Origin of the sequence: Calothrix rhizosoleniae SC01 (assembly GCF_900185595.1) — a bacterium.
Taxonomy (GTDB): domain Bacteria; phylum Cyanobacteriota; class Cyanobacteriia; order Cyanobacteriales; family Nostocaceae; genus Calothrix_A; species Calothrix_A rhizosoleniae.
The window spans coordinates 21,304-44,515 of record NZ_FYBH01000034.1; the positions used below are offsets into that span (position 1 = coordinate 21,304).

Here is a 23,212-nt window from a genome sequence, read left to right on the forward strand (position 1 = left end):
GCTAGTATGGATTTAGTTACGTCTTTATTGCGTCTGGCTTGTTCTGGAGGAGCAGCTTACATTCAGTCTCACAATATGCGAGATCCAGTAGCAAGACTATCCTATCTGATGGAAGCACAACAGGTAGAGTATGGAGCGGCAGATTTTATTAAAACTTTGAGCAAAAGAGCTACCGCCGAAGGAGATACCTGGTTGGCGAAGAAACTTGACCTCCATGCGATAGATGAAGAAAAACACGGAAAAGTTTTTGGTCATGCCTTAGAACAACTGACCCAAGGTAAGAAAGTAGATGCTCCTGAGCGTAATCCTTTTTATTCAGCTTATTTAGAAGGCTATAGCCCAGAAAAATTACAAGCTGAAAAAATTGACTGGGTAGTATTTATGGGTAGTATGTACGTTCTAGAACGAGATTCTAGTCGTGAGTTTGTTCATATGGCAAATGCCTTACCAGAAGACAATCGCTGCCTGAGCAACTTGAAAAAAGGCCTGATGAAGATCGCAGAAGATGAGAAACGCCATGCAGGATACCTGTATGAAGCCATGCAGCGTCGTATGGGTAACACCGTCGATGAATGGATAGACCAATGGCGTACCCGTCAAGTCCAAGCTATTTTAACCATCACGGGCGAATTTATGAGAGGCGTACAAAGACCTGTAATGCCTCAAGATGGTGCTTTATTTTCTTGGTCATAATAGTCCTTATTGACCAAGTCATACTACTCACGTGAGTTAGGGCAAGACCCTTGATGGCAAAGCAAACATTTCCAGCCATCATAAAATGTACTTTATCCGACAGAGCAATTCCATACAAGTAGAGTCTGGCAACGCCATATAAACACAATATTATCCCCACAAACGGAGACTATAAATAAAAATGAGTAGTAGCATTACCACAATCAAAATTCCTGAAGTTCTCAAAAAAGGCTTTAGCTTTGACGAAGCTATTATGCTGTCGCAAATGTGCAAGCGTGCCTATGCTATTTTCCCAGAATCCTTTGGCAGTATTGACGGCAGAGACATTTTAGATTCCTATAATGCTACCTACAAGCACGAAGATTGGGTATTAGTGTGTCCCCTCAGAGACTTTGTCAGGGGTATTCGAGGCATGATTCTCAAGCGGAAGGATTCACACCATTATGCGATCGCTTTCCGTGGTACAGTTGCTACACAACAAGGTGTAATTGACATCACCAACTTTTTATCAGACTTTAATTCTACTTTAGTCAATTATGGTAACTTGGGAGACCTGGTAGACCAACGCATCAAAGCCATACAAGGAATTCAAGAAGACTACGAATCAGTTGAGCAAGAGATTTTGATGTTTTTCAAAGTCTTGGCTTTAGGAAAAATAGAACCTCAAGACTGGGAAGTATTACGGAGGCAGGATTTAGAATTTGAGCAACGGGTAGCAACAGCCGTATCTTTAGCGGCGGCTGGAGGTATTATCTTTGGCACAGAATTCCAGGCAGCTATATCTGATTTGATTACTCAATTTATCAAAGACTTTGAGTCTAATCCTTTAAAGGAATTGGGTTATTTTAAAGGCAAAGCAGGGGATCAATTTGCCAACATCATAAACTTTGATGCCGTTGCTAACCGACTCCAAAGTATTGAAACCCCAACCTTTATTATAGATCGTCAAAATCAGACTATCATCGGCAGACCCCTGAAACATATTAATGTTTATGTTGGAGGTCATAGTCAAGGTGCTGCGATCGCAGATTTTTGTGCTCTTTCTGTGAAGCGTTATCTTAATGGTTTCCCTCAGACATCACACCGACTCAAGTCTTACAAAATAGGGGGAATTAAAGTAGGTAATAAAGCCTTTGCTAATTACGCCAATAAAACCATTGGGCTGGACTACAGTTATCGGGTAGAAAACACCCTCGATGTCGGTCTAAATATGCCATTTACTCCTCCTTTCCCCCTGGATATCTTGAGCAAAAATGGATTACGGATTGGTGATTTTTATTTAGCTGAATTCCACCACATTGGTACACAACATACGGTTACCGGAGAAGGCTCTCAAGGTTTAAACCTTGATTTTGGTGGTTCTTTAAGGCTATTTGGCGGTGTTCCTTTCCCCCACGGTTTTGATACCTATATTCAACTACTAGAAGAACAACGAGAAGGTATCAGAAATTTACTCCGACCTTTGCAAGGAATTATCTCTGAGATTTTGTACGAGATGTTAGCAGAACAGCAAGAAGGTATTGTACAAGCTATCCAGCGTTATACAACTAATGTGGATGAAGATATCTCCAGAGAGATTAGTAATGTTCAAGAAACCCTGGAACGCCAAAGTTAAGCTGAAGAAGCACAATGTGTTTAGCCACTAGTTATACCATTGTGAAAAAATAATGCGACAGATGGGTAGGGGCATGGCATCGGTCAATCTTTCAGGATATAAAAGTATCTTACTGGTGCCGTGCCCTTACAAAGAATTTATATGTTGCAAACATTATTTGAATGAGCAACGGGCAATAGTAATGAAGAAGACTTTATTGTCAATTCTGGCTTGTCCTTGCTGCCAAGGGCAAATTGAACTTAAAGCCAGAGAAACAACTGAAAACGGCGAAATCATTTCTGGCACACTGCAATGTTTGAATTGTGGGGCAGAATTTCCCATTGTTGAGGGAGTTCCTTGTATGTTGACTGGTGAGCAACAAATAAAGCCATCGGAAGGCTTTACTGAACAATGGAAATATCGCTTTTCAGGGCGATTTGAGACAAATTCCCTTTATGGTTTGAATCCCACTCACAGAATTGAGGATGTAATTGCTAAATTTGCAGATCCGATTCAAGCCGATGAATGGATTTTGGATGCAGGTTGCGGTTCTGCGGAAATGACTTTTGCTGCTGCGAAAAGTTATCCCCAAGCACAAATTGTCGGATTGGAATTGAGTGAAGCTGTCAGATTAGCAGCTAAAGAAGCTAGTTCTATTCCTAATTTGCATTTTGTCCAAGGTGATGTGACGAATCCTCCCTTCAAACAATCAACCTTTAGCAAAGTGTATTCCATGGGGGTTTTACACCATACTAGCAACACAAAAGCTGCCTTTGATGCAGTCTCTGCATTGGTATCAGAATATGGCAATCTCGTGATTTGGCTCTATCCAGATCCCATAGAATGCCCAGCCAATATCCCTTATTATGGTATTCGGGACATTGTTTTTATGGGAATGGGACATAAATTATCCCCTGAATTACGCCTGTGGTTCGTCCAATTCTACACAGGAATATTTTTACCCTTTATTATCATTGCCCAATCCTTCGGCAAAGAATTTTATCATTTTTGCCAACAATACAATTTTCTAGTATTTGATAAACAAAGTTTATCTGAAATTTACGAAGCTACAGCTTTTCTTGATAATCTGACCTTACCAGAAAAGTTTAATGCTCTAGCATTTTGGATATTTGATGATGTCACACCTGAATTTCAATTCCGCCACAAAAAACAAGAAGTAATTAATTGGTTTAAAGCAAATCGTTTTGAAGAAGCTCATGCTGATACCATCGGGACTTATTGGGGAAAACGCTGGCATTAACAATTAATTAACAATTAAAAATATCTTGACGGTAAGTCAAACAATTTTGGATTTTGGATTGACCCCATATCTAAAGTCAGCATTCAGCACGGAAATATGAAAAATGGGGTTTCCGCATATTTTTATTTACAAAAATATTTTAACTATATTTAATAATATAAATATAGTTAAAATTAATTTCTCAAAGGTGATATATTTTTCTTTATTAAGAACTGCTCTTAAGAATTTCTTCTGCTAAAGGACTAAAATGTTAGAGCAAACAAACAGGCTCCGCTATTTCAATATTTTTCTTGATTCAATTGAGCGACAAGATCGGGAAGTAACAGAAGCTTTTGGGCATCATGTCCATTGGGGTTATTGGGACTCAAACAATTTAGCAGATGGCTCTGCCGAGGACTTTCGGCGAGCGGCAGACCAGTTATCTGTGAAAATGTGTGAAGCAGGAAGAATCACAGATCAGCAAAGAGTTTTAGATGTAGGATGTGGATTTGGCGGCACCATCGCCACTATTAATGATAGGCATGAACATATGGATTTGGTCGGCGTGAATATTGATGAGCGTCAGCTATCCAGAGCCAGAGAACTTGTTCAGCCTGCTGCGACTAACAAAGTTGAATTTATAGAAGCAGATGCCTGTAAGCTACCCTTTGAAAATAATTCCTTCGATGTGGTTTTAGCTGTTGAGTGCATCTTTCACTTTCCGAGTCGAGAGCTTTTCTTTAAAGAAGTAAAACGAGTACTGAAACCAGGTGGTTATCTAGCGATTTGTGACTTTACCCCCGTAGATATGGTAATGCCTTGGATGGGGGCTTTAGAATTGATGTTTGGCGGCTTACTTAGTAGCGCTTATGGTCAAAGTAACCTGCGCTATAACTACACCGTGGACGATTATGAAAAACTGGCTGAACAGACAGGATATCGTGTTTTGCAGGAACACGACATTACCGTGAATACATTGCCTAGTTACCTGATTACCCGTCAATTAATGCGTAAAGCCTCACCTCCAGGGTGGGATGCGGAACTTGACAGCATGGTTAACCAAATTATGGAATGGGTGAGTCGTCAAGGCTTATTGCGTTACATGATTTTTTCCTTTAAAAATCTGCATTAACAACAACTGTAATGAACATCGTTACATATTTGCTGCATTTAATTTGTTCTGGTGTTTCTGCTTATTTGGCAGCGTACCTCATCCGAGATCCTTTAAGTCGTCCCCAGGCTTTAGCAGAAGCAGAATTAGCCGAATCTGGATCGGTTCCCTACTTCCAAGCTCTAAGCGATCGGGCTGCGGCTGAAGGTGATAGTTGGTTATCAGAAAGATTAGCTAGCCATGCAGCCGATGAAGAACGTCATGGCAAGATATTCGCCCATGCACTCAAACAACACATTGGGGAAAAGTGGGAAGTACCCAAACGGAATGTTTTTTATACCCTGTATTTAAAGGAATATTCACCAGCCAACTTACAACCCCAGACCATAGACTGGTCAGTGTTTCTGGGAAGTATGTACATTTTGGAGTTGGATGCAAGCAAAGAAATCGCTCGCATGGCTAATGTTTTGCCAGAAAGCGATCGCCTCACAGCTAATCTCAAAAAGGGATTATCCAGCATCGCCCAAGATGAAGTCCGCCACGCAGCTTATTTATATGAAGCCATGCAACGGCGTATGGGTCAGGATGCTGTTGAGCGCACAGTTAATGAATGGCGGAATCGACAAATTCAAGCTTATATAACTATGGCAATGGACGTTATCCAAGGGGTAGAGCGTCCATCAATGGTTCAAGATGGCGCACTTTATTCTTGGGTGTAAGTTGAAAGAAGCAGAGCGGAGCAGGGAGTAGGGGGAGTGTGGGAAGAGAGGGAAGGAGGGAAGGAGGGAAGGAGTGAAAGATAAAAAATCTTAACTCCCAACCATCAACCCTCACTCTTTCACTCTCTCACTCCCACACTCTCCACACTTCCCACACCGCAAGACTTATTAAGACTTACCTGCGAAGAGTACCTTTTCTTGTTAATTTGTTTTCTGCCTAACAAACAAAAACTACTTTCTAATGGAGTAAATTTTGCCTATGAGATTCTTTAACTATATTCTCCATTTATTTTTTTCCGGTGCTACTGCTTATATCTCAGCCCGCAATATTAGAGACCCGATTACCAGACGACAAGTATTAGCAGAATATGAAGTAGGAGAATCGGGTTCAGTGCCATTTTTAAAAGTACTCAGCGAACGAGCAGCTACAGAGAATGACCCTTGGTTATCCGAAAAATTGGCTAGTCATGCAGCCGATGAAGAGCGTCATGGAAAAATATTTGGTCATGCTCTCAAACAATTGCTGAACCATGAAGCTAAAAATACTTCCCAACTCCAAGTCAATCAAAATCAAGCTGCTTTAACCCCTTCGACCTTATTTTATACAGCCTACTTGGAAGGATTGAACCGCACAGATTTGAAGCCAGAAAATATAGATTGGCAGGTGTTTCTTGGCAGTCTATATATTTTAGAACTAGATGCTAGCAAAGAATTTGTCCGCATGGCTAATGTTTTACCAACTAACGACCAACCCACTATTAATTTGAAAAAATCGATGATGAGTGTCGCTAGTGATGAAGTTCGCCATGCTGCTTATCTTTATGAAGCCATCAAACGTCGAGCGGGAGCAACTGGAGTTGAGCAAATCATTGATGAATGGCGAACTCGACAAATAAAAGCTTCCTTATCCATAATTGCCAGTGTGATGTCTGGGGCAGAACCACCTAGTAAATTGGAAGATGGGATTTTATATTCTTGGGTTTAGTCAAACAATTTTGGATTGGTAACTGAGCCTGTCGAAGTTTGGATTTTGGATTGGCTCCATGTCTAAATAGCAAATGGCTCAAAAATCAATTTGTACTGATCACAGAAGTTCCTCTAAAGTTTGATTGATAGATGTTAATAAACTTGATTTATCTGTGTTGAGAAAAAAATGATCTCCGGGAAACATCTGTAATGAAAAACTTTGATTAGTCTGAGATTGCCAAGCTTCTAATTGCCTGACACTAACTATAGAATCTTGTATACCTCCAAAGGCAGTAATTGCACAATTCAATGGTTGGTCATCAGTATAGGAGTAAGTTTCTAAAACAGAAAAATCTGCTCTGAGAATGGGTAAAAATATTTGCATTAATTCTTTATTTGCTAATACTGCTGGAGGAATGCCATTAAACTCACAAAGTTTGGCGATAAAGTTAGATTCAGGCAAATTATGGAGAGGAGGATTGGTATGAGAAAGTTGAGGAGCACAGCGAGATGAAACAAATAAATGTTGAGGACTCAAACCATAATTGTTGCGGAGTAGTCGAGATAATTCAAAACTAACTAAGGCTCCCATACTATGACCAAAAAATACAAATGGCTTGTCTAAAATAGGCAAAATAGGCTGAATTAAAGACTGAATGAGAGAGTCCATATCAGTGAATAGTGGTTCCTGAAAACGTGTTTCTCTTCCCGGTAATCGGATCGCACAAACTGCGACATTATTTGGCAGATAATCTGGCCAAGTCCGAAAAACTCCAGCACCGCCACCAGCATAATGAAAGCAGATGAGTTGTAGTTGAGCATCAAGATTGGGTCGGGGATAAACTAGCCAATTATTGACATTGTTAGCAGGTTTGATCATCTTGTGAAGTATAGTATTTGTGAATAAATAATATATTAAATTAAGTTTAAATCAGTTGAGCATCTAGCTCGAATAAAAATCGATATTTGTGGAGATAATAAAGGTAATACCAATTCAAATAATGTTTGCCACATATAAACTATTCGTAAGGGCACGGCACCAGTAAGATACTTTTATATAGTGAAAAATTGTGGATGCCCTGCCCCTACGTAAAAAACTGTAAAACATCATCCCTGGGGGTATTGACAAGTGTGACATCAAAGACAGAGAATTTATACTTTCTAGTGGCATCCTGAAAAAATCCGAAAATTACCGGCGACATCCTGAAAAATCCGAAAAAAGATGTTAGATATTATTAACCGTTATGCTCATGGATTTGTTGCTATTCCCCTGATTGTTTCCTGTAAACAAAAGGGGCTATTTGAGTTGATGGAACGTCATCAAAAAGTGACGTTGGAGCAGATTGTTGTTGAATTAAAGGCTAATAGTGGTCATATTCAAGTAGCTTTGCGTTTATTGCGATCGCTATCTTGGATTGAGCAAAATGAACAGGGAGAATATCAATTAACTACCAAAGCCAAATATGGAGAAATTTCCCCAGATAGTGTTAATTTATTACAGCTGCCTATTGCATCATATCTCAATGGAGAGCAGCCAGAAGGATTATTACAACCTTGGATAGAGAGATCGCGTCAAAGATGGGGTGTTTCGGAAGAGTTAATCGCGGATTTTATCGATGGTTTGCTGCTGTTACCAATCTTAAATGGTCTGAATCAAAAATTTCATCTCAGTCGCCAAGATTTAGGGGATGAAATTCCTTGGTTAACAACACTAAATACTGGTGTATATGAGGAAATTTCCACCCTGTTAATTGCTAAAGGTTGGGTAGAATATCGAGATAGCAAATTGCTGCTGACTGATGCCGGTAAATTCATTTTTGCCCGGATTTTAATCACTGCCACAACAGTATCTTATACCCCCATGTTGTCCCAGATGGATGAGTTGTTATTTGGGGATGTGAGCCAGGTATTTCAAAGGGATGAGACAGGCAAAGAACTACATTTAGACCGGACTTTAAATGTGATTGCCAGTGGTTTTCAACATGAAAAGTATTTTGCAGAATTAGAAGAAATTATTTTAAATATTTTTAATAAATTACCCTATGAACAGCAGCCGAAATATGTGGCTGATATGGGGTGTGGTGATGGAACTTTATTGAAACGGGTTTATGAAACCATTCGGGATCGGTCGGCGAGGGGGAAGGTATTAGGAGAATATTCCCTGCAAATGTTGGGCTTAGATTATAATTTGGAATCCTTGCAAGCAACAGACTCCACCCTGGCAGATATTCCCCATGTAGTAGTACAGGGGGATATTGGCAACCCTGGGGAAATTGCCCACAATTTGCGACAAGTGGGGATTCATGACCCAGAAAATATATTGCATCTTCGTTCATTTTTAGACCACGATCGCCCATTTATTCCGCCGCAAAATCAAGCACAAACACAAGAGCGATCGCATCTTACCTATGACTGCGTTTCCGTGTATCCATCGGGTGAATTGATTCCATCAGCAGTAGCGGTGCAAAGTTTAGTAGAACATCTGCAACGCTGGGCAGAAATTGTTACCAAATATGGCTTAATTATTTTAGAAGTCCATTCCCTGAATCCTGATGTTGTTTACACTTTTTTAGATCGTTGCGAAAACTTACACTTCGATGCTTATCAGGCATTTTCCATGCAGCATCTAGTGGAAGCAGATGTATTTTTGTTAGCCGCAGCAGAAGTAGGGTTATTTCCTAAACCGGAATTTTCCCAAAGATATCCGAACACCTTTCCTTTTAGCCGCATCACCTTAAATTGGTTAGAGAAAAGACCCTATACCATTCGTCAAGCAAATATCTCCGATTTACCCGCCTTAGTTGAATTAGAAGCGGCTTGTTGGTCAGATGCCCTCCGTACTCCCAAGGAAGAACTGGAACAAAGATTTGCACGGCAACCTGATGGTCATTGTGTATTAGAGGTTGCAGGTAAAATTGTGGGGGTCATTTATTCCCAACGAATTGTCGATGTCGCCGCCTTAGAAAACATCACATTTGACCGCGTCCCGGAATTACACTCCCCCCAAGGCAAAGTAATGCAATTACTAGGGATGAATGTCCTACCAGAAATGCAAAATCGCGGTTTGGGCAATCAATTTTTAGACTTTATGTTGCAATGGTTTGCCCTCAAAGGCGGGGTAGAGAAGGTAGGGGGCATTACCCGTTGTCGAGATTACGCCCAGCATAGGGATTTAGCGATCGCTGATTACATTCAACAGCAGAATCAACAAGGACAACTGCTCGATCCCATTCTCCGCTTTCACACCTCTCATGGTGCCAGAATCCGCCAGTTAGTGCCTGACTACCGACCAGAGGATAGAGATAATTTAGGTCTAGGGGTATTGATTGAGTATGATTTGCAAAATTTAGGGCAGAAGTTAGACAATATCCCTCAAACCACCACAACTCCAGGGATGAGCAACAATCAAGAACTGGCAGCATTGGTGGAATCTGCGGTGATTACCGTCATGGGACAGCGCCGTGCAGCCGCCTACGGTGCCAAACGTCCTTTGATGGAAATGGGGTTAGATTCCTTGGAGTTATTGGAATTAAGGAGTTTATTAAATCAACGGCTCAACATAGAACTTTCACCCACCTGCTTTTTTGAGCACAGTACCCCAGAAGCAATTACTCAGTACTTACAAACCCAAGCATCCCCCACTCCAGCATCAATCAACCAGCGAGGGGTTGTCAGTCCTAGGATTTCTGTAAGTAAACCACAGCAAGAGATTACCCAGACCAACGCCATCGCCATTATTGGTATGGGATGCCGTTTTCCTGGTCAAGTGGACAGTCCGGATACTTTCTGGGAGTTATTACGCCACGGCAAAGATGCGATCGCCCCAATTCCCCCTAATCGCTGGCGGATAGCAGATTATTTAGAGGCTGGTGAATATGGGGGATTTATTGCCAATCCAGAGCAATTTGATGCCAACTTTTTCCGCATTGCTCCCAGAGAAGCCAAATTACTCGATCCCCAACAGCGAATCCTCCTAGAAGTGACATGGGAAGCCTTAGAAAACGCTGGCATTAATCCCCAAACCTTAGCCGGGAAATCAACCGGAATATTTGTCGGCATGTTTTCCCATGATTATGAGTTATTGCAACTCAAACAGAATCAATCCCAAGATTTTGACGCTTATTTTGCCACTGGTAATGCTGGGGCGATGGCGGCGGGACGGATTGCCTATACCTTGGGTTGTCAAGGACCAGCAATCACTATTGATACTGCTTGTTCCTCCTCCCTAGTGGCAGTACATTTAGCTTGCCAGAGTTTACAGCAAGGAGAATCAGAATTAGCAATCGCCTCCGGGGTGAATTTATTATTATCCCCAGAGTTGAGTCTCACCTTCTCCCAAGCGGGGATGATTGCTCCCGATGGACATTGTAAAACCTTTGATGCTGCCGCTAATGGTTATGTGCGTTCCGAAGGCTGTGGTGTGGTGATTCTCAAACGCCTAGAAGATGCCATCGCCCAAGGAGATCAAATTTTGGCGATCGCTAGGGGAACAGCCATTAATCAAGATGGTTTTAGCAATGGCTTAACAGCACCTAATGGTATTGCCCAAGCAGAAGTCTTGAACAAAGCCTTAGCCCAAGCAGGAATCACACCCGAGCAAGTATCTTATATTGAAGCCCACGGTACAGGCACTTCCTTAGGGGATCCCATAGAAATCAAAGCCTTACAAGGGGTTTACGGACAGAACCGCCAGCCACAACAGCCCTTGGTAATTGGTTCAGTAAAAACCAACATTGGACATACAGAAGCTGCCGCCGGGATTGCAGGATTAATCAAGGTCGTATTGGCAATGCAGCACCGTTATATCCCCCCACACCTGCATTTTCAGCAAATCAACCCCCATATTGCCTTAGATGGGATTCCCGCCCACATTCCCACCACAGGACAAAGGTGGTCAGGAGACCAATTATTTGCTGGGGTGAGTTCCTTTGGTTTTAGTGGTACCAACGCCCATGTTATTTTAGAATCTGCACCCCAGAGACAATCAACAACCGAGGAGAATTTGCCCACCCATGTGTTGAAATTGTCCGCTAAAAGTGAACCGGCGCTGCAACAATTGATCCAGAAGTATGATGACTGGATAGAACAAGAAGCAGGGGGGAAGGGGGCAGGGGGCAGGGGAGATACCTCCTTTCCAGAGATATCCTTGGCTGATATCTGCTTTAGTGCCAACATAGGACGAGGGGATTTTGACCATCGTATTGCTGTGGTGGCTCAATCCTTGAGTGAATTACGGCAGAAATTAGAACATAAATCCATTCCTGCTAAGGTATCTCAACCCCAAAAGATGGCCTTTTTGTTTACTGGACAAGGTTCACAAGCCATTGGCATGGGTCGGGAATTGTACGCAACCCAACCCATTTTCCGCCAAACCCTGGAGCGGTGTGCGGAGATTTTGGCAACTGAGTTAGATTATCCCCTGCTGGACATTATCTATCCCCAACCAGGAACACCCCAAGCACAACTGATCCACCAAACTGCCTATACACAACCCGCCTTATTTGCCATCGAGTACGCCTTGTATCAACTCTGGTTATCTTGGGGGATTAAACCCGATATAGTCATGGGGCATAGTGTGGGTGAGTATGTGGCGGCTTGCGTGGCAGGGGTATTTAGTTTAGAAGCTGGACTAAAACTGATTGCCAAACGCGGGCAAATCATGCAGTCCTTACCACCGGGAGGGGAGATGGCAGCAGTCTTTGCCGATGAAAAGACCGTGGTTGCAGCCATTGCTCCCTATGCAGACATTACCATTGCTGCCAGAAATCATCCCCATGCCCAAGTGATTTCTGGCACAGGTGAAGCAGTCCAACAAGCGATCGCCACCTTAGAAGCCCAGGGCATTAAAGTCGTGGGATTGCAGGTGTCTCACGCTTTCCATTCCCCCTTAATGGAGTCGATTATCCCCGAGTTTCGCGCCGCTGCCGCACAATTCAGCTATGAGCCACCCAGTATTGTTCTAATCAGTAATTTAACTGGCAAGATAGTAACAAATGAGATAGCTAACCCCGAATATTGGTGTCAGCATTTACGGCAAGGGGTGCAGTTTCATCAAGGCATGAATACCTTACAACAACAGGGAGTAAATATCTTTGTTGAATGTGGTCCGAAACCAGTTTTATTAGGCATGGGTCGTCATTGTTGGTTCCAGGAAAACACAGCTGCTTGGTTACCCAGTTTGTATGGTGGTGAGGCTGACTGGCAACAAATTTTAACTAGTTTGGCAGCACTTTATGAACGGGGAATAGATATTAATTGGAGTGATTTTTATCACCATACTCCCCAACAGCGAGTTACCTTACCGACCTATCCTTTCCAGCGCCAACGTTATTGGTTAGACCCAAAAAGGGCTGCATCTGTCCCTCAAAATCACAAGAAACTCCATCCCTTGTTAGGGGAGCGGATTTTGTTAGCAGGGACGAAAACATTACATTTCCAATCCTACATTACCAAAGATGCTCCTGCCTATTTGGGACAGCATTGGGTGTATGAATTTTTGGTAGTATTGGGAGTCACCTATTTAGAAATGGCGATCGCCGCAGGTACCCAAGTTTTTGCCACCCAGACCATTATTTTGCAAGATGTGACGATTCTGCGGGCGTTAATTTTGCCAGAAGATGAAGGGAAAAATTTGCAATTGGTCTTGAATCCAGAGGACGGGAAATTTCAGGTATTTAGCCAGACAAACCCCACAGCCACAGATTGGACACTGCACGCCTATGGTCAAGTAGCCCGTCATAGTCAAACTATCCCCCAGCCTATAGATTTACTCGCTTTAAAAGCCAGATGTCCCCAGGAAATTGACCTAGAAACCTATTATCAAAAGATGCAGGTTTACTATGGCCCAGATTTACGCAATATGCAGCAGTTGTGGCGGGGAAATACGGAAGCATTAGCAGAGATTCAATTGAATCCCCTATATCAGTTGGAAGTCGAGAACTATCAATTGCATCCTGCCTTACTTGATGCTTGCTTCCAAGTTGTATTTGCCCTATTGTACACCGACGAAAGTCATAACGATCCCTATGTGCCAGTAGCTTGCCAGGAAATCACAGTTTACGCCACCCAAGTTACCCACCTCTGGAGTCATGTACAACTACATCCAGTGAAGCGATCGCAGCAAGAGAATCGCACCGTTGATTTACAATTGATTGCTCCCAATGGACAAGTGATCGCTACAGTCAAAGCCTTACAACTCAAACGAGCCAGTCGTCAGGCTTTATTAAGTAGTTTACAAGGCAACCTCAAAGATTGGTTATATCAAATAGATTGGCGCAGGACAGAGTCCGTCACTTTGACAGAAACCGCAGTCTTGAACCTGGAGTCAGTGAGCGATCGCTTGTTACCCAGGTTAAAAAAAATTGACCAACAATTAGCCCAAAAAATCTCCTCAGGACTGCTCCCAGAAGTAGAAAATTTAAGTCTAGGGTTCATAGAGTCAGCCTTAACAGCAATGGGTGGAGATTTAGCTGCATTTCCCGGCGGTTCCACAGAAGAATTAATTGCCCAATTTGGGATTATTCAGCAGCATCATCGCTTATTTGCCCATTTGCTAGACCTGTTAAAAGATGCAGGTATTCTCCATCAGCAAGGAGAAAAATGGCAATTCATTAACTTAGTTAATCAACCCAAGACTAAGCAAACTCAGGCATTATTACAAGCAAAATATCCCCAAGCCCACACCGAAATATCCTTACTGGCTAGATGTGGGGAACGACTCGCCCCAGTTCTCCAAGGAACATGTGATCCACTGCAACTATTATTTCCCAATCTGGACTTAACTAATTTAACCCAACTCTATCAACATTCTCCCAGTTTTCAGGGAATGAATAGTTTAGTAGAAAAGGCAGTATCTACAATAGTTCAGGCTTCACCAACAGGGAGGAAAATTCGTATTCTAGAAATTGGTGCAGGTACAGGGGGAACCACCGCCCACATTTTACCCCAACTACCTCCCCAAGGCATTGAATATGTGTTTACCGATGTTTCTCCTCTGTTTGTCGCCAAAGCCAAAGAGAAATTCAGTGATTATCCCTTCATTAAATATCAAGTCTTAGATATTGAAGCAGAATTACCAACAGCCGGATTTGATAGTCAAGCTTATGATTTAATTATCGCGGCGAATGTGCTCCACGCCACCCCTAATTTACACCAAACTTTAACCCAAGTCAGAAAACTATTAGCATCAAGTGGTATTTTACTTTTATTGGAAGGCAATAGCCATCGGCGCTGGATAGATTTAATCTTTGGTTTAACAGAAGGTTGGTGGAAATTTACCGATACCAACTTACGCCCTAATTATCCATTAATTAAGCCCCAACAATGGCAAAAATTATTAACGGAAACAGGATTTAATGCCATTGAAACCTTAACCCCCCAAGTAGAAACCCTATTTCCCCAGTCAGTAATTTTAGCTCAAGCTGATGTCACCAGACAATTACAACCTAGTGCTAGCAAACACTGGTTAATTATGGCTGACAGTCAAGGAATTGGCGAACAACTGGCGCAACAAATCTCTAGTCAAGGAGAAAGTTGTTACCTAGTTTATGCCGGAACAAACTATCAGCAGTCCCACACCCAAGAATTTCAGATTAACCCAGAAATTCCCCAGGATTATCAGCAATTATTAACTGTAATTCATCAACAACAACCTAACTTAGTGGGAGTGATTAATTGTTGGGCATTAGACCAAACTAGCACAGATAACTTCATGGCAGATGCCAAATATAGCTGTGGTAGTACATTAAATTTAGTCCAAGCGTTAATTAAAACTCCATTTACCTCACCCCCCGGTTTATGGTTAGTCACCCAAGGTGCAACCTCGGTAAACGATTTACCTTTGTCACAAATATCACAATCTAGCCTATGGGGAATGGGTAAAGTCATTGCCTTAGAACATCCAGAATGGCATTGTACTTGTGTGGATTTAGACTCGAATGACAGTATTATCAACAATGCCCAAATCCTAGGGGCAGAAATTCAGACCTCCTCCCCAGAAACACAAGTCGCATTTCGTCAAGGATGGCGGTACGTGGCTCGCTTAGTGGCTACACCCCATCTCCAAGATGAAGGAGCACAACCAATAGAAATTAGCCAGGAAAAAACCTATTTAATCACCGGTGGATTTGGGGGATTGGGGCTACTTGTAGCTAATTGGCTGGCTGAAAAAGGAGCAAAAAATCTGGTATTACTGGGACGGAGCGGTGTGAAACCAGAGCATCAACCCCAACTAGAAAAATTAGCCCAAGCAGGGGTGACCGTGAAAACAGTGACAGCAGATGTGAGCGATCGCCAAGCAATTGAGCAACTACTGCAAGATATTGATGCCCATCTACCACCTTTGGGGGGGATTATTCATTCCGTTGGAGTCTTAGATGATGGTACAATACAACAATTATCCTGGGAGCGGTTTGCCAAAGTCATGCAGCCCAAGGTCGCAGGGGCTGAGATTCTCCATGAATTAACCCGCCATCGCCCCTTAGATTGTTTTATTCTCTTCTCCTCTGCGGCTTCCCTATTAGGCTCATCTGGTCAAGCCAACCATGCAGCCGCCAATGCCTGTCTCGATGCCTTAGCCTATCAACGTCGCCGCCAAGGATTACCAGGAATGAGTATTAACTGGGGACCTTGGTCAAGTGTGGGTGCAGCATCTCAACGGGAGATTAGGGAAAATTGGCAGATGCGCGGTATTAATGCCCTTAGTCCTACCCAAGGATTGCAGATATTAGAGCATTTATGGCAATACCCCCCAGCACAAGTAGGTGTAGTGGGAATTCAGTGGTCCCAGTTCCTCGCCAAGCGCCCAGAATCAACCTTCTTTGCCGAATTCCAAACCGTAGCGCCACCGTCCATCAAACCAGAGAACTTCCTGGAAAAACTGCGCCATAGTCCCATGAGCGATCGCCCAGAACAGTTACTTGCCTATCTTTGCACCCAAGTAGCTCAGGTTTTGGGACTATCTAGCACCGCCTCCTTAGAGTTACAAACAGGTTTCTTTGATTTGGGTATGGATTCCCTGACCTCCGTCGATTTGCGTAACCGCTTGCAAACGGATTTACAATGTTCCCTACCTGCAACCCTAGCCTTTGATTATCCCACCCTAGCCACATTAGAGGAGTATCTGAGAACAGAAGTTTTATGTAACGATTTTACTGGCTTGCTAACAGTAGAATCACCGGATCATGTAAAGTTAGTAGATGAAAATAGCAAAATACAGCCCAATTTGGAGCCGTCAGATTGGGAAACTTTATCAGAAAGTGAGATTGAAGCTTTGTTGGTGCGTAAGTTAGACAGCATGAATTACTAAGGATGAATAATCAACCAGAATCCCCCCAGTCCGTATCCCCTTTGCGTCGAGCCTTACTAGCATTAGAAAATATGCAGACCAAGATCGATGCCCTAGAATCAGCCAAGACAGAAGCGATCGCAATTGTCGGTATGGGGTGTCGTTTCCCTGGTGGTGCAGATCATCCTGACGCTTTTTGGCAACTCTTACAAAACCGGACTGATGCAATTACGGAAGTCCCCCCAGAACGGTGGAATCATGCAGCTTACTACAGCCAGAACCCAGAAGCACCGGGGAAGATTAATACCCGCTACGGGGGATTTGTGGGGGAAGTCGATCAATTTGATGCCCAATTTTTTGGCATTGCACCCCGTGAAGCTGTCAAACTCGACCCCCAACAACGGCTTTTATTAGAAGTCGTCTGGGAAGCCTTGGAATCGGGTAACATTGTCCCAGAAAAGTTATTGGGTAGCTTAACAGGGGTATTTATTGGCATTAGCAGCTTTGATTATGCTATGGGTTTATTTGGGGGTGCATCTCCCAGTTGTATAGATGCTTATGCTGGTACAGGTACATTACTAAGTCCAGCTGCTGGACGGTTATCCTATATATTGGGCTTGAATGGTCCCTCAATGGTGGTAGACACTGCTTGTTCTTCCTCATTGTTAGCAGTACATTTAGCTTGTCAGAGCTTACGGAACCAAGAATGTAATTTAGCTTTGGCTGGCGGGGTGAATCGTTTACTTTCCCCAGCCTTGAGTATTAATTTTTCCCAAGCAGGAATGCTGTCCCCTGATGGGCGTTGTCAGACATTTGATCAGTCGGCGAATGGATTTGTGCGCTCTGAAGGCTGTGGGGTGATTGTTTTGAAGCGATTATCCACAGCCTTAGCCGATGGGGATCATATCTTAGGGTTGATTCAGGGTTCCGCCGTCAATCAAGATGGACGGAGTAGTGGTTTAACGGCTCCTAACGGTGTGGCTCAACAAGCTGTAATGCGTCAAGCCTTAGCTAATGCCAAAATTCAACCCTCCGAAGTTGATTATATCGAAGCCCACGGTACGGGCACCAGTTTAGGGGATCCCATTGAAGTTGGAGCTATAGGTGCAGTATTTACGGAGCGCCAGAATTCCCAACCCTTAATTATTGGTGCGGTGAAAACCAATATTGGTCATTTAGAAGCAGCAGCGGGAATTGCAGGTTTAATTAAAGTAGTGCTGTCATTGCAACACCAGGAGATCCCGGCAAATCTGCATTTTCACCAACCCAATCCTTATATTGATTGGCATCAGCTAGGGGTGAAAGTACCTGTCAATCCCATTCCTTGGACATCGGGGACAAAACGCCGGATTGCGGGGGTGAGTGGTTTTGGTTTTGCGGGGACAAATGTACATGTGCTCTTGGAAGAAGCACCCCTAGAACAACCTCAAACTACGACAAAATTTAACATTCAAACAGAAGATGAGATTGAGCGTCCACTGCATTTGTTGACTTTGTCCGCAAAAACTGAGTCAGCGTTGCAGGAATTGGCACACAAGTATTGTCAGTATTTAGAAAACCATCCCCATGAAAAATTAGCTGATATTTGTTTTACAGCCAATACAGGGCGATCGCAGTTTCTTCATCGCCTAGGGGCGATCGCTTCTTCTGGGGTAGATTTACAGCAACAGTTACAAGCATTTAGCCAAGGGGAATCTGTCACCAACTTACTCAAGGGTCAGGTATCCAGAACTTCAGTGCCAAAAGTTGCTTTTTTCTTCTCTGGAGAAGGGTTAGGAGTCTCTAATTTGGAGGCGCAACTTTACCAGACTCAATGGACATTTCGCCAAGCATTAGGGCGTTGTGCAGATATTCTTTCCTTACCCAGCAGTGAAATTATCTCTGGAAAAACTAGCAATCCGGTAAGTTTATTTGCCCTCGAATATGCCTTATTTCAATTGTGGCAATCTTGGGGAATTAAACCACATTTTGTGTTTGGTGATGGTGTGGGGGAATATGTTGCTGCTTGTGTCGCCGGAGTGTTCAGTTTAGTTGATGGCTTAAAATTAGTCGCCAATTTAGGAAAAGTAACTGGAGAGACAGCTGGTCAAATTGCCCAAAGTATTCAGTATGCTTCACCCCAAATTTCCTTAATTAATATATTGAATTATCCAGTCAATACAGCAGATTATTGGAGTCAAAAATTAATCGAGGAGAGTAGTTTAAATCATGAATCAAAAGATTTCAGCCAAGCCAATCAAACTGATGGTTTTTGTCTAGAAATTGGCCGGCAAGTGAGTTTATTTAGAGATAATTTTCCATTGATTTGCGGTCAATCTGATTGGGAAGAATTATTGAAAATTTTGGCTCAACTTTATATCAATGGTGTGGCAGTAGATTGGCATGGATACGATCAAGATTATGACCGTCATGCATTACAATTACCTACCTATCCTTGGCAGCGACAACGGTATTGGTTAGAAACAAAACAACCCCAATTACTTGTTAGTCAAGAAAATATTCCATTGGGTCATCCTTTAATTGGGAACAAATTAAATTCGCCTTTAAAAACAATTATCTTTCAATCAAGAATTAGCCCATCTGCTCCAGCTTATTTAGTAGACCATAGTGTTTATGAGAAAATTATTTTACCCGGAACTGCTTATTTTGAAATGGTATTAGCAGCAGGAAAAACAGTATTTAAATCAGACAATTTCCTGGTAGAAGATTTAGTAATTCAACAGGCTTTAGAAGTTGTTGAAAATCAAGATAAGTTGGTGCAGACTGTGTTAACACCTGATGCTAATCATGGTTATGAAGTGCAAATATTTAGCCAAGTTAGTCAGGAAGCAGTCCCGATAAACAAAATTTTCACCACCAAGGATGAAAATACCTCGAACCAACTCCCCACTCCCGACTCCCCACTCCCTATTTTTGAGTCAGAGGAGTGGATACTGCACGTTCAAGGGAGACTGAAATCAGCGACCATCATTCCTCAGGAAATTAAAACCAAATATCTCAATCGTCTCGAACCATCCTCAGAAATAGCCCTCAATAACTATTACCAAAATTTACAAACCCAAGGTATAGAATTAAAGACTAGTTTTCGCACCCTCAAACAGCTTTGGGAACATGGGCAAACTATTTGTGGCTACATCGAATTACCAGAATTTTTACATGGAGAAATTGACCAATATATCATCCATCCAGTGTTATTAGATGGGGGATTGCAGGTAATTTCCGCAAGTCTGACTCATCAACAACCAAACCAAACTTATTTACCCATCGGTTTAGAAACACTGCAAATATATGGACATCCCAGTAAAGCTTTATGGGTGGAGGTAGAACCACAACCAACCAGGAACAACAACACAACCACCTTAAGTTATGATATCCATTTATTTGATTTAAAAGGGCAAGCGATCGCTACTTTAACAGGGGTGGAATTTAAACCCGCCAGTTATCAAGCCTTATTGCATCAGCAACAAGCACCCTGGAAAAATTGGCTGTATAAAATCCAGTGGGAACCACAAGTAGTTTTTGGTAATAGCCTCGGGGAAAATACCAAACCTAATCCCCAAGCAATTTGCCAAACTCTGACAGAGGACTTTACACCAACACCTCTGGGATCGGAACTGGCAACCTATGAACAAGCTCTGCAACAAATAAATCTTTTAGCAAGCAATTATATTTTATCAGCTTTTAGTCAACTGGGATGTAAATGGCAAGTTGGTGAGAGATTTACCCCAGCAGATTTAGGACACACAATTGGTTTAACTGAGCCATACCAGCGTTTACTTAACCGCTTACTAGAAATCTTAGCCCAGCATGGATACTTACAACCCGTGGCTCAAGGTTGGGAAGTCAAAGAAATTGCCCATATTCATCCAGAGCAACAAGCATCCCTACTACTAGGAGAATATCCCATCGCCGCCGCCGAAATCACCTTGGTACAACGTTGTGGTGCCCAACTAGGGGATGTGCTGACTGGAAAATGTGACCCCGTACAATTATTATTCCCTGACGGTGATTTTAGTACCACCAGCCATATTTATCAAGACTCGATTGTTGCCAAAATCTGGAATCAACTCGTCCAGAAAACAGTAAAATTAGCGATCGCCCAATTACCCCAATATCGAGGAGTGCGTGTACTAGAAATTGGTGCCGGAACTGGGGGAACTACAGCTAATTTATTACCCGTGTTTAACCCCACTCAAACCCAGTATGTTTATAGCGACGTGGGAGCAGCTTTTCTGAATCTAGGGGCGAAAAAGTTTGCTGACTATGATTTTGTCAATTACCAAACCTTAGATATTGAAATTGACCCCAAAACCCAAGGTTTTACGCCAGGTGAGTACGATTTAATTGTGGCTGCTAACGTCCTCCATGCGACCACAGACATGGCACAAACATTAGAAAATGTCAAGACTTTGTTAGCTCCTGGTGGCTTACTGATTATTTTAGAAGAAACCTTAGGACAGCCTTGGATTGATGTAACCTTTGGTTTAACCACAGGATGGTGGAAATTTACCGATGTCGCCAATCGTAGTAATTATCCCTTACTCCCCACTGACAAATGGCTGAAAAAACTGTCTGATAGTGGCTTTGACAATATTGCTAGTGTATTTCCGGAAATTGCCATCGGTGAAGAATACGGACAACCCAGTTTAATTTTAGCTCAAAAGAATGCTGTAAAAACTGATGGTAAGCAGCCAAGGAACTGGTTAATTTTTGCCGATGACAATGGTATAGCCCAAACCTTAGAGAAATCCTGGCAACATCAAGGTGACACCACTATTCTAGTGTTTCCTGGAAACAAATACACCCAGTTAAGTCCGAATCAATTCCAAATTAACCCGACTCATCCCCCAGACTTCCAGCAATTATTCAACGCCATTGGCTCAAAACCCTTACAAGGGATTGTCCATTGTTGGAGTTTGGATACTGTCACAACCCAATTACTCACCCCCAACTCCCTGGATACAGCTGCCGAATTAGGATGCGCCAGCACCCTACATTTACTGCAAGCACTGACTAAAACTCCCCAACAGCAACCGCCTCGCCTGTGGTTAGTCACCCAAAATACTATACCCGTACCTCAGTTTAATTCAGCATTATCTGGTTTAGCTCAATCCTCCCTGTGGGGGATGGGAAAAGTCATCGCCTTAGAACACCCAGAATTTAATTGTGTGTGTGTAGATTTACCAGGTGAAGGGATAGATACAGATGTCTCGGCCTTATTGACAGAAATTTCTCAGCCCCCAACCGAAAAGCAAGTAGCCTTTCGTCAGGGACAGCGTTGGGTACCCAGATTAAAACGCCATGTGCCTAGTTTATCCCAGCCCGTCCAGCTCAACCGTAATAGTACTTATCTGATTACCGGTGGTTTAGGAGGGTTAGGCTTAGTTATTGCCCACTGGTTAGTCCAGCAGGGAGTCAAACATCTGGTGCTAGTAGGGCGCACAGGGGCAACAGCATCAGCAAAACAAACTCTAGAGCAGCTAGAAAAAGCTGGTGCTCAAATCATTGTCAAACAAGCAGATGTTTCTCAACGGGAAGAAATCGCCGCAGTCCTAGCAGATATTGATGCTCCCCTGCCTCCCTTACGGGGAATTATTCATGCTGTAGGTGTGTTAGATGATGGCATGATTGAGCATTTATCTTGGGAGCGGTTTCACCGGGTGCTGGAGCCAAAAATAGCAGGTGCTTGGCATCTACATCAACTAACTCAACACCAGCCTTTAGACCATTTTGTCCTATTTTCTTCGGCAGCAGCTTTATTAGGAAATTCTGGTCAATCGAATCATGTGGCGGCGAATACTTTCCTGGATGCTTTAGCTAATCACCGGCGGACAATGGGTTTACCTGGCTTAAGTATTAACTGGGGTCCCTGGGCAGAAGTTGGGGCGGCGGCTCATCCCCAAAATAGCCAACAATGGGAAATGAAGGGTATGACCAGATTTACCCCCAGTCAAGGTTTGCAGGTATGGGAAGAGGTGTTAAATCAAGATTTGACTCAAATAGGTGCTGTGGCAATTGATTGGTCTAAGTTTCTTTCCCAGGGAGCTACACCATTTTTCGCCCAAGTCATGCCCATCCAGGAGCAAGTAAAATCAAAATCAGGGGATTTTTTACAGCAATTACAACAAGTCTCACCGCAAAAACAGCGATCGCTCTTAGTTGATTATATCTGTAAGCAAATTACTAGTGTTTTAGGGTTAAATGCCACCGCAATTGATGTTAATCAAGGGTTCTTTGATATGGGTATGGATTCCCTTACATCCATCGAGTTTAGGAACCGACTGCAAACTAATTTGCAATGCACCTTACCCTCAACCCTAGCATTTAAATATCCCACAGTAGACACCTTAGTCACCTACCTGATGGAGGAATTGTTGGTGCTGAATATTACCAGTGAGCAAGAAGCACAGGGGAATGCCTCCTCCGTCATGCCGTTGAGCGAAGAATCCCCATCTGAACCTCCCCCTGCTCCCCAGCTTCTTAGTGAATCCCAGGATGAATCGTCAACGGAAGAAGTTGCTAGCCTAGAGTCCCTATCAACAGACGAACTTGCCAATCTCCTCGCCCAAAAACTCACAAATATGGAATAGTTCCCAATTCATTA

Annotated in this window: 9 protein-coding genes; 8 read left to right on the forward strand and 1 reads right to left on the reverse strand. The window is 42.9% G+C overall.

Annotated features, from left to right (window positions below; genetic code table 11):
- Positions 1-6: 6 nt before the first annotated feature.
- From CALSC_RS01775 to CALSC_RS01800, 6 genes are all read left to right on the forward strand, one after another.
- A complete protein-coding gene (locus tag CALSC_RS01775; protein ID WP_088239715.1) occupies positions 7-693 on the forward strand; it encodes a ferritin-like domain-containing protein in 687 nt (228 codons plus the stop codon).
- Positions 694-874: 181 nt separating this feature from the next.
- Positions 875-2,308, forward strand: a complete 1,434-nt coding sequence (locus CALSC_RS01780) for a lipase family protein (protein WP_088239716.1) — start codon at positions 875-877, stop codon at positions 2,306-2,308.
- A 181-nt stretch (positions 2,309-2,489) separates the two neighbouring features.
- Entirely contained in the window at positions 2,490-3,548 is a 1,059-nt protein-coding gene (locus tag CALSC_RS01785) for a methyltransferase domain-containing protein (RefSeq protein WP_159460548.1), read from the forward strand.
- Positions 3,549-3,795: 247 nt separating this feature from the next.
- A complete protein-coding gene (locus CALSC_RS01790) occupies positions 3,796-4,659 on the forward strand; it encodes a class I SAM-dependent methyltransferase (RefSeq protein ID WP_088239718.1) in 864 nt (287 codons plus the stop codon).
- Positions 4,660-4,670: 11 nt separating this feature from the next.
- Positions 4,671-5,357 (forward strand): rubrerythrin family protein, encoded by a 687-nt coding sequence (locus CALSC_RS01795; RefSeq protein ID WP_088239719.1) that lies wholly within the window; start codon positions 4,671-4,673, stop codon positions 5,355-5,357.
- Between the two features lie 259 nt (positions 5,358-5,616).
- The gene (locus CALSC_RS01800) at positions 5,617-6,342 is read left to right on the forward strand and encodes a rubrerythrin family protein (RefSeq protein WP_088239720.1); all 726 of its coding nucleotides are present in this window, start codon (positions 5,617-5,619) and stop codon (positions 6,340-6,342) included.
- Between the two features lie 99 nt (positions 6,343-6,441).
- Here CALSC_RS01800 and CALSC_RS01805 read toward each other — a convergent pair whose 3' ends face one another.
- Positions 6,442-7,203 carry a thioesterase II family protein gene (locus CALSC_RS01805; RefSeq protein ID WP_088239721.1) on the reverse strand — a complete coding sequence of 254 codons (762 nt, stop codon included), beginning with the start codon at positions 7,201-7,203 and terminating at the stop codon, positions 6,442-6,444.
- A gap of 342 nt (positions 7,204-7,545) precedes the next feature.
- On the opposite strand from CALSC_RS01805, the gene CALSC_RS01810 reads away from it, so the two are divergent.
- Both CALSC_RS01810 and CALSC_RS01815 read left to right on the forward strand, forming a co-directional pair.
- The gene (locus CALSC_RS01810) at positions 7,546-16,629 is read left to right on the forward strand and encodes a type I polyketide synthase (protein ID WP_088239722.1); all 9,084 of its coding nucleotides are present in this window, start codon (positions 7,546-7,548) and stop codon (positions 16,627-16,629) included.
- Between the two features lie 2 nt (positions 16,630-16,631).
- Positions 16,632-23,198: a type I polyketide synthase gene (locus CALSC_RS01815; protein WP_088239723.1), complete on the forward strand. Its 6,567-nt coding sequence runs from the start codon at positions 16,632-16,634 to the stop codon at positions 23,196-23,198.
- Positions 23,199-23,212: the final 14 nt, after the last annotated feature.

Excerpts from the sequence above, each read along its gene's own strand:
- CALSC_RS01775 (WP_088239715.1), top strand. The coding sequence starts at position 7 with ATGGATTTAGTTACGTCTTTATTGCGTCTGGCTTGTTCTGGAGGAGCA.
- CALSC_RS01780 (WP_088239716.1), top strand. The coding sequence starts at position 875 with ATGAGTAGTAGCATTACCACAATCAAAATTCCTGAAGTTCTCAAAAAA.
- CALSC_RS01785 (WP_159460548.1), top strand. The coding sequence starts at position 2,490 with ATGAAGAAGACTTTATTGTCAATTCTGGCTTGTCCTTGCTGCCAAGGG.
- CALSC_RS01790 (WP_088239718.1), top strand. The coding sequence starts at position 3,796 with ATGTTAGAGCAAACAAACAGGCTCCGCTATTTCAATATTTTTCTTGAT.
- CALSC_RS01795 (WP_088239719.1), top strand. The coding sequence starts at position 4,671 with ATGAACATCGTTACATATTTGCTGCATTTAATTTGTTCTGGTGTTTCT.
- CALSC_RS01800 (WP_088239720.1), top strand. The coding sequence starts at position 5,617 with ATGAGATTCTTTAACTATATTCTCCATTTATTTTTTTCCGGTGCTACT.
- CALSC_RS01805 (WP_088239721.1), bottom strand. The coding sequence starts at position 7,203 with ATGATCAAACCTGCTAACAATGTCAATAATTGGCTAGTTTATCCCCGA.
- CALSC_RS01810 (WP_088239722.1), top strand. The coding sequence starts at position 7,546 with ATGTTAGATATTATTAACCGTTATGCTCATGGATTTGTTGCTATTCCC.
- CALSC_RS01815 (WP_088239723.1), top strand. The coding sequence starts at position 16,632 with ATGAATAATCAACCAGAATCCCCCCAGTCCGTATCCCCTTTGCGTCGA.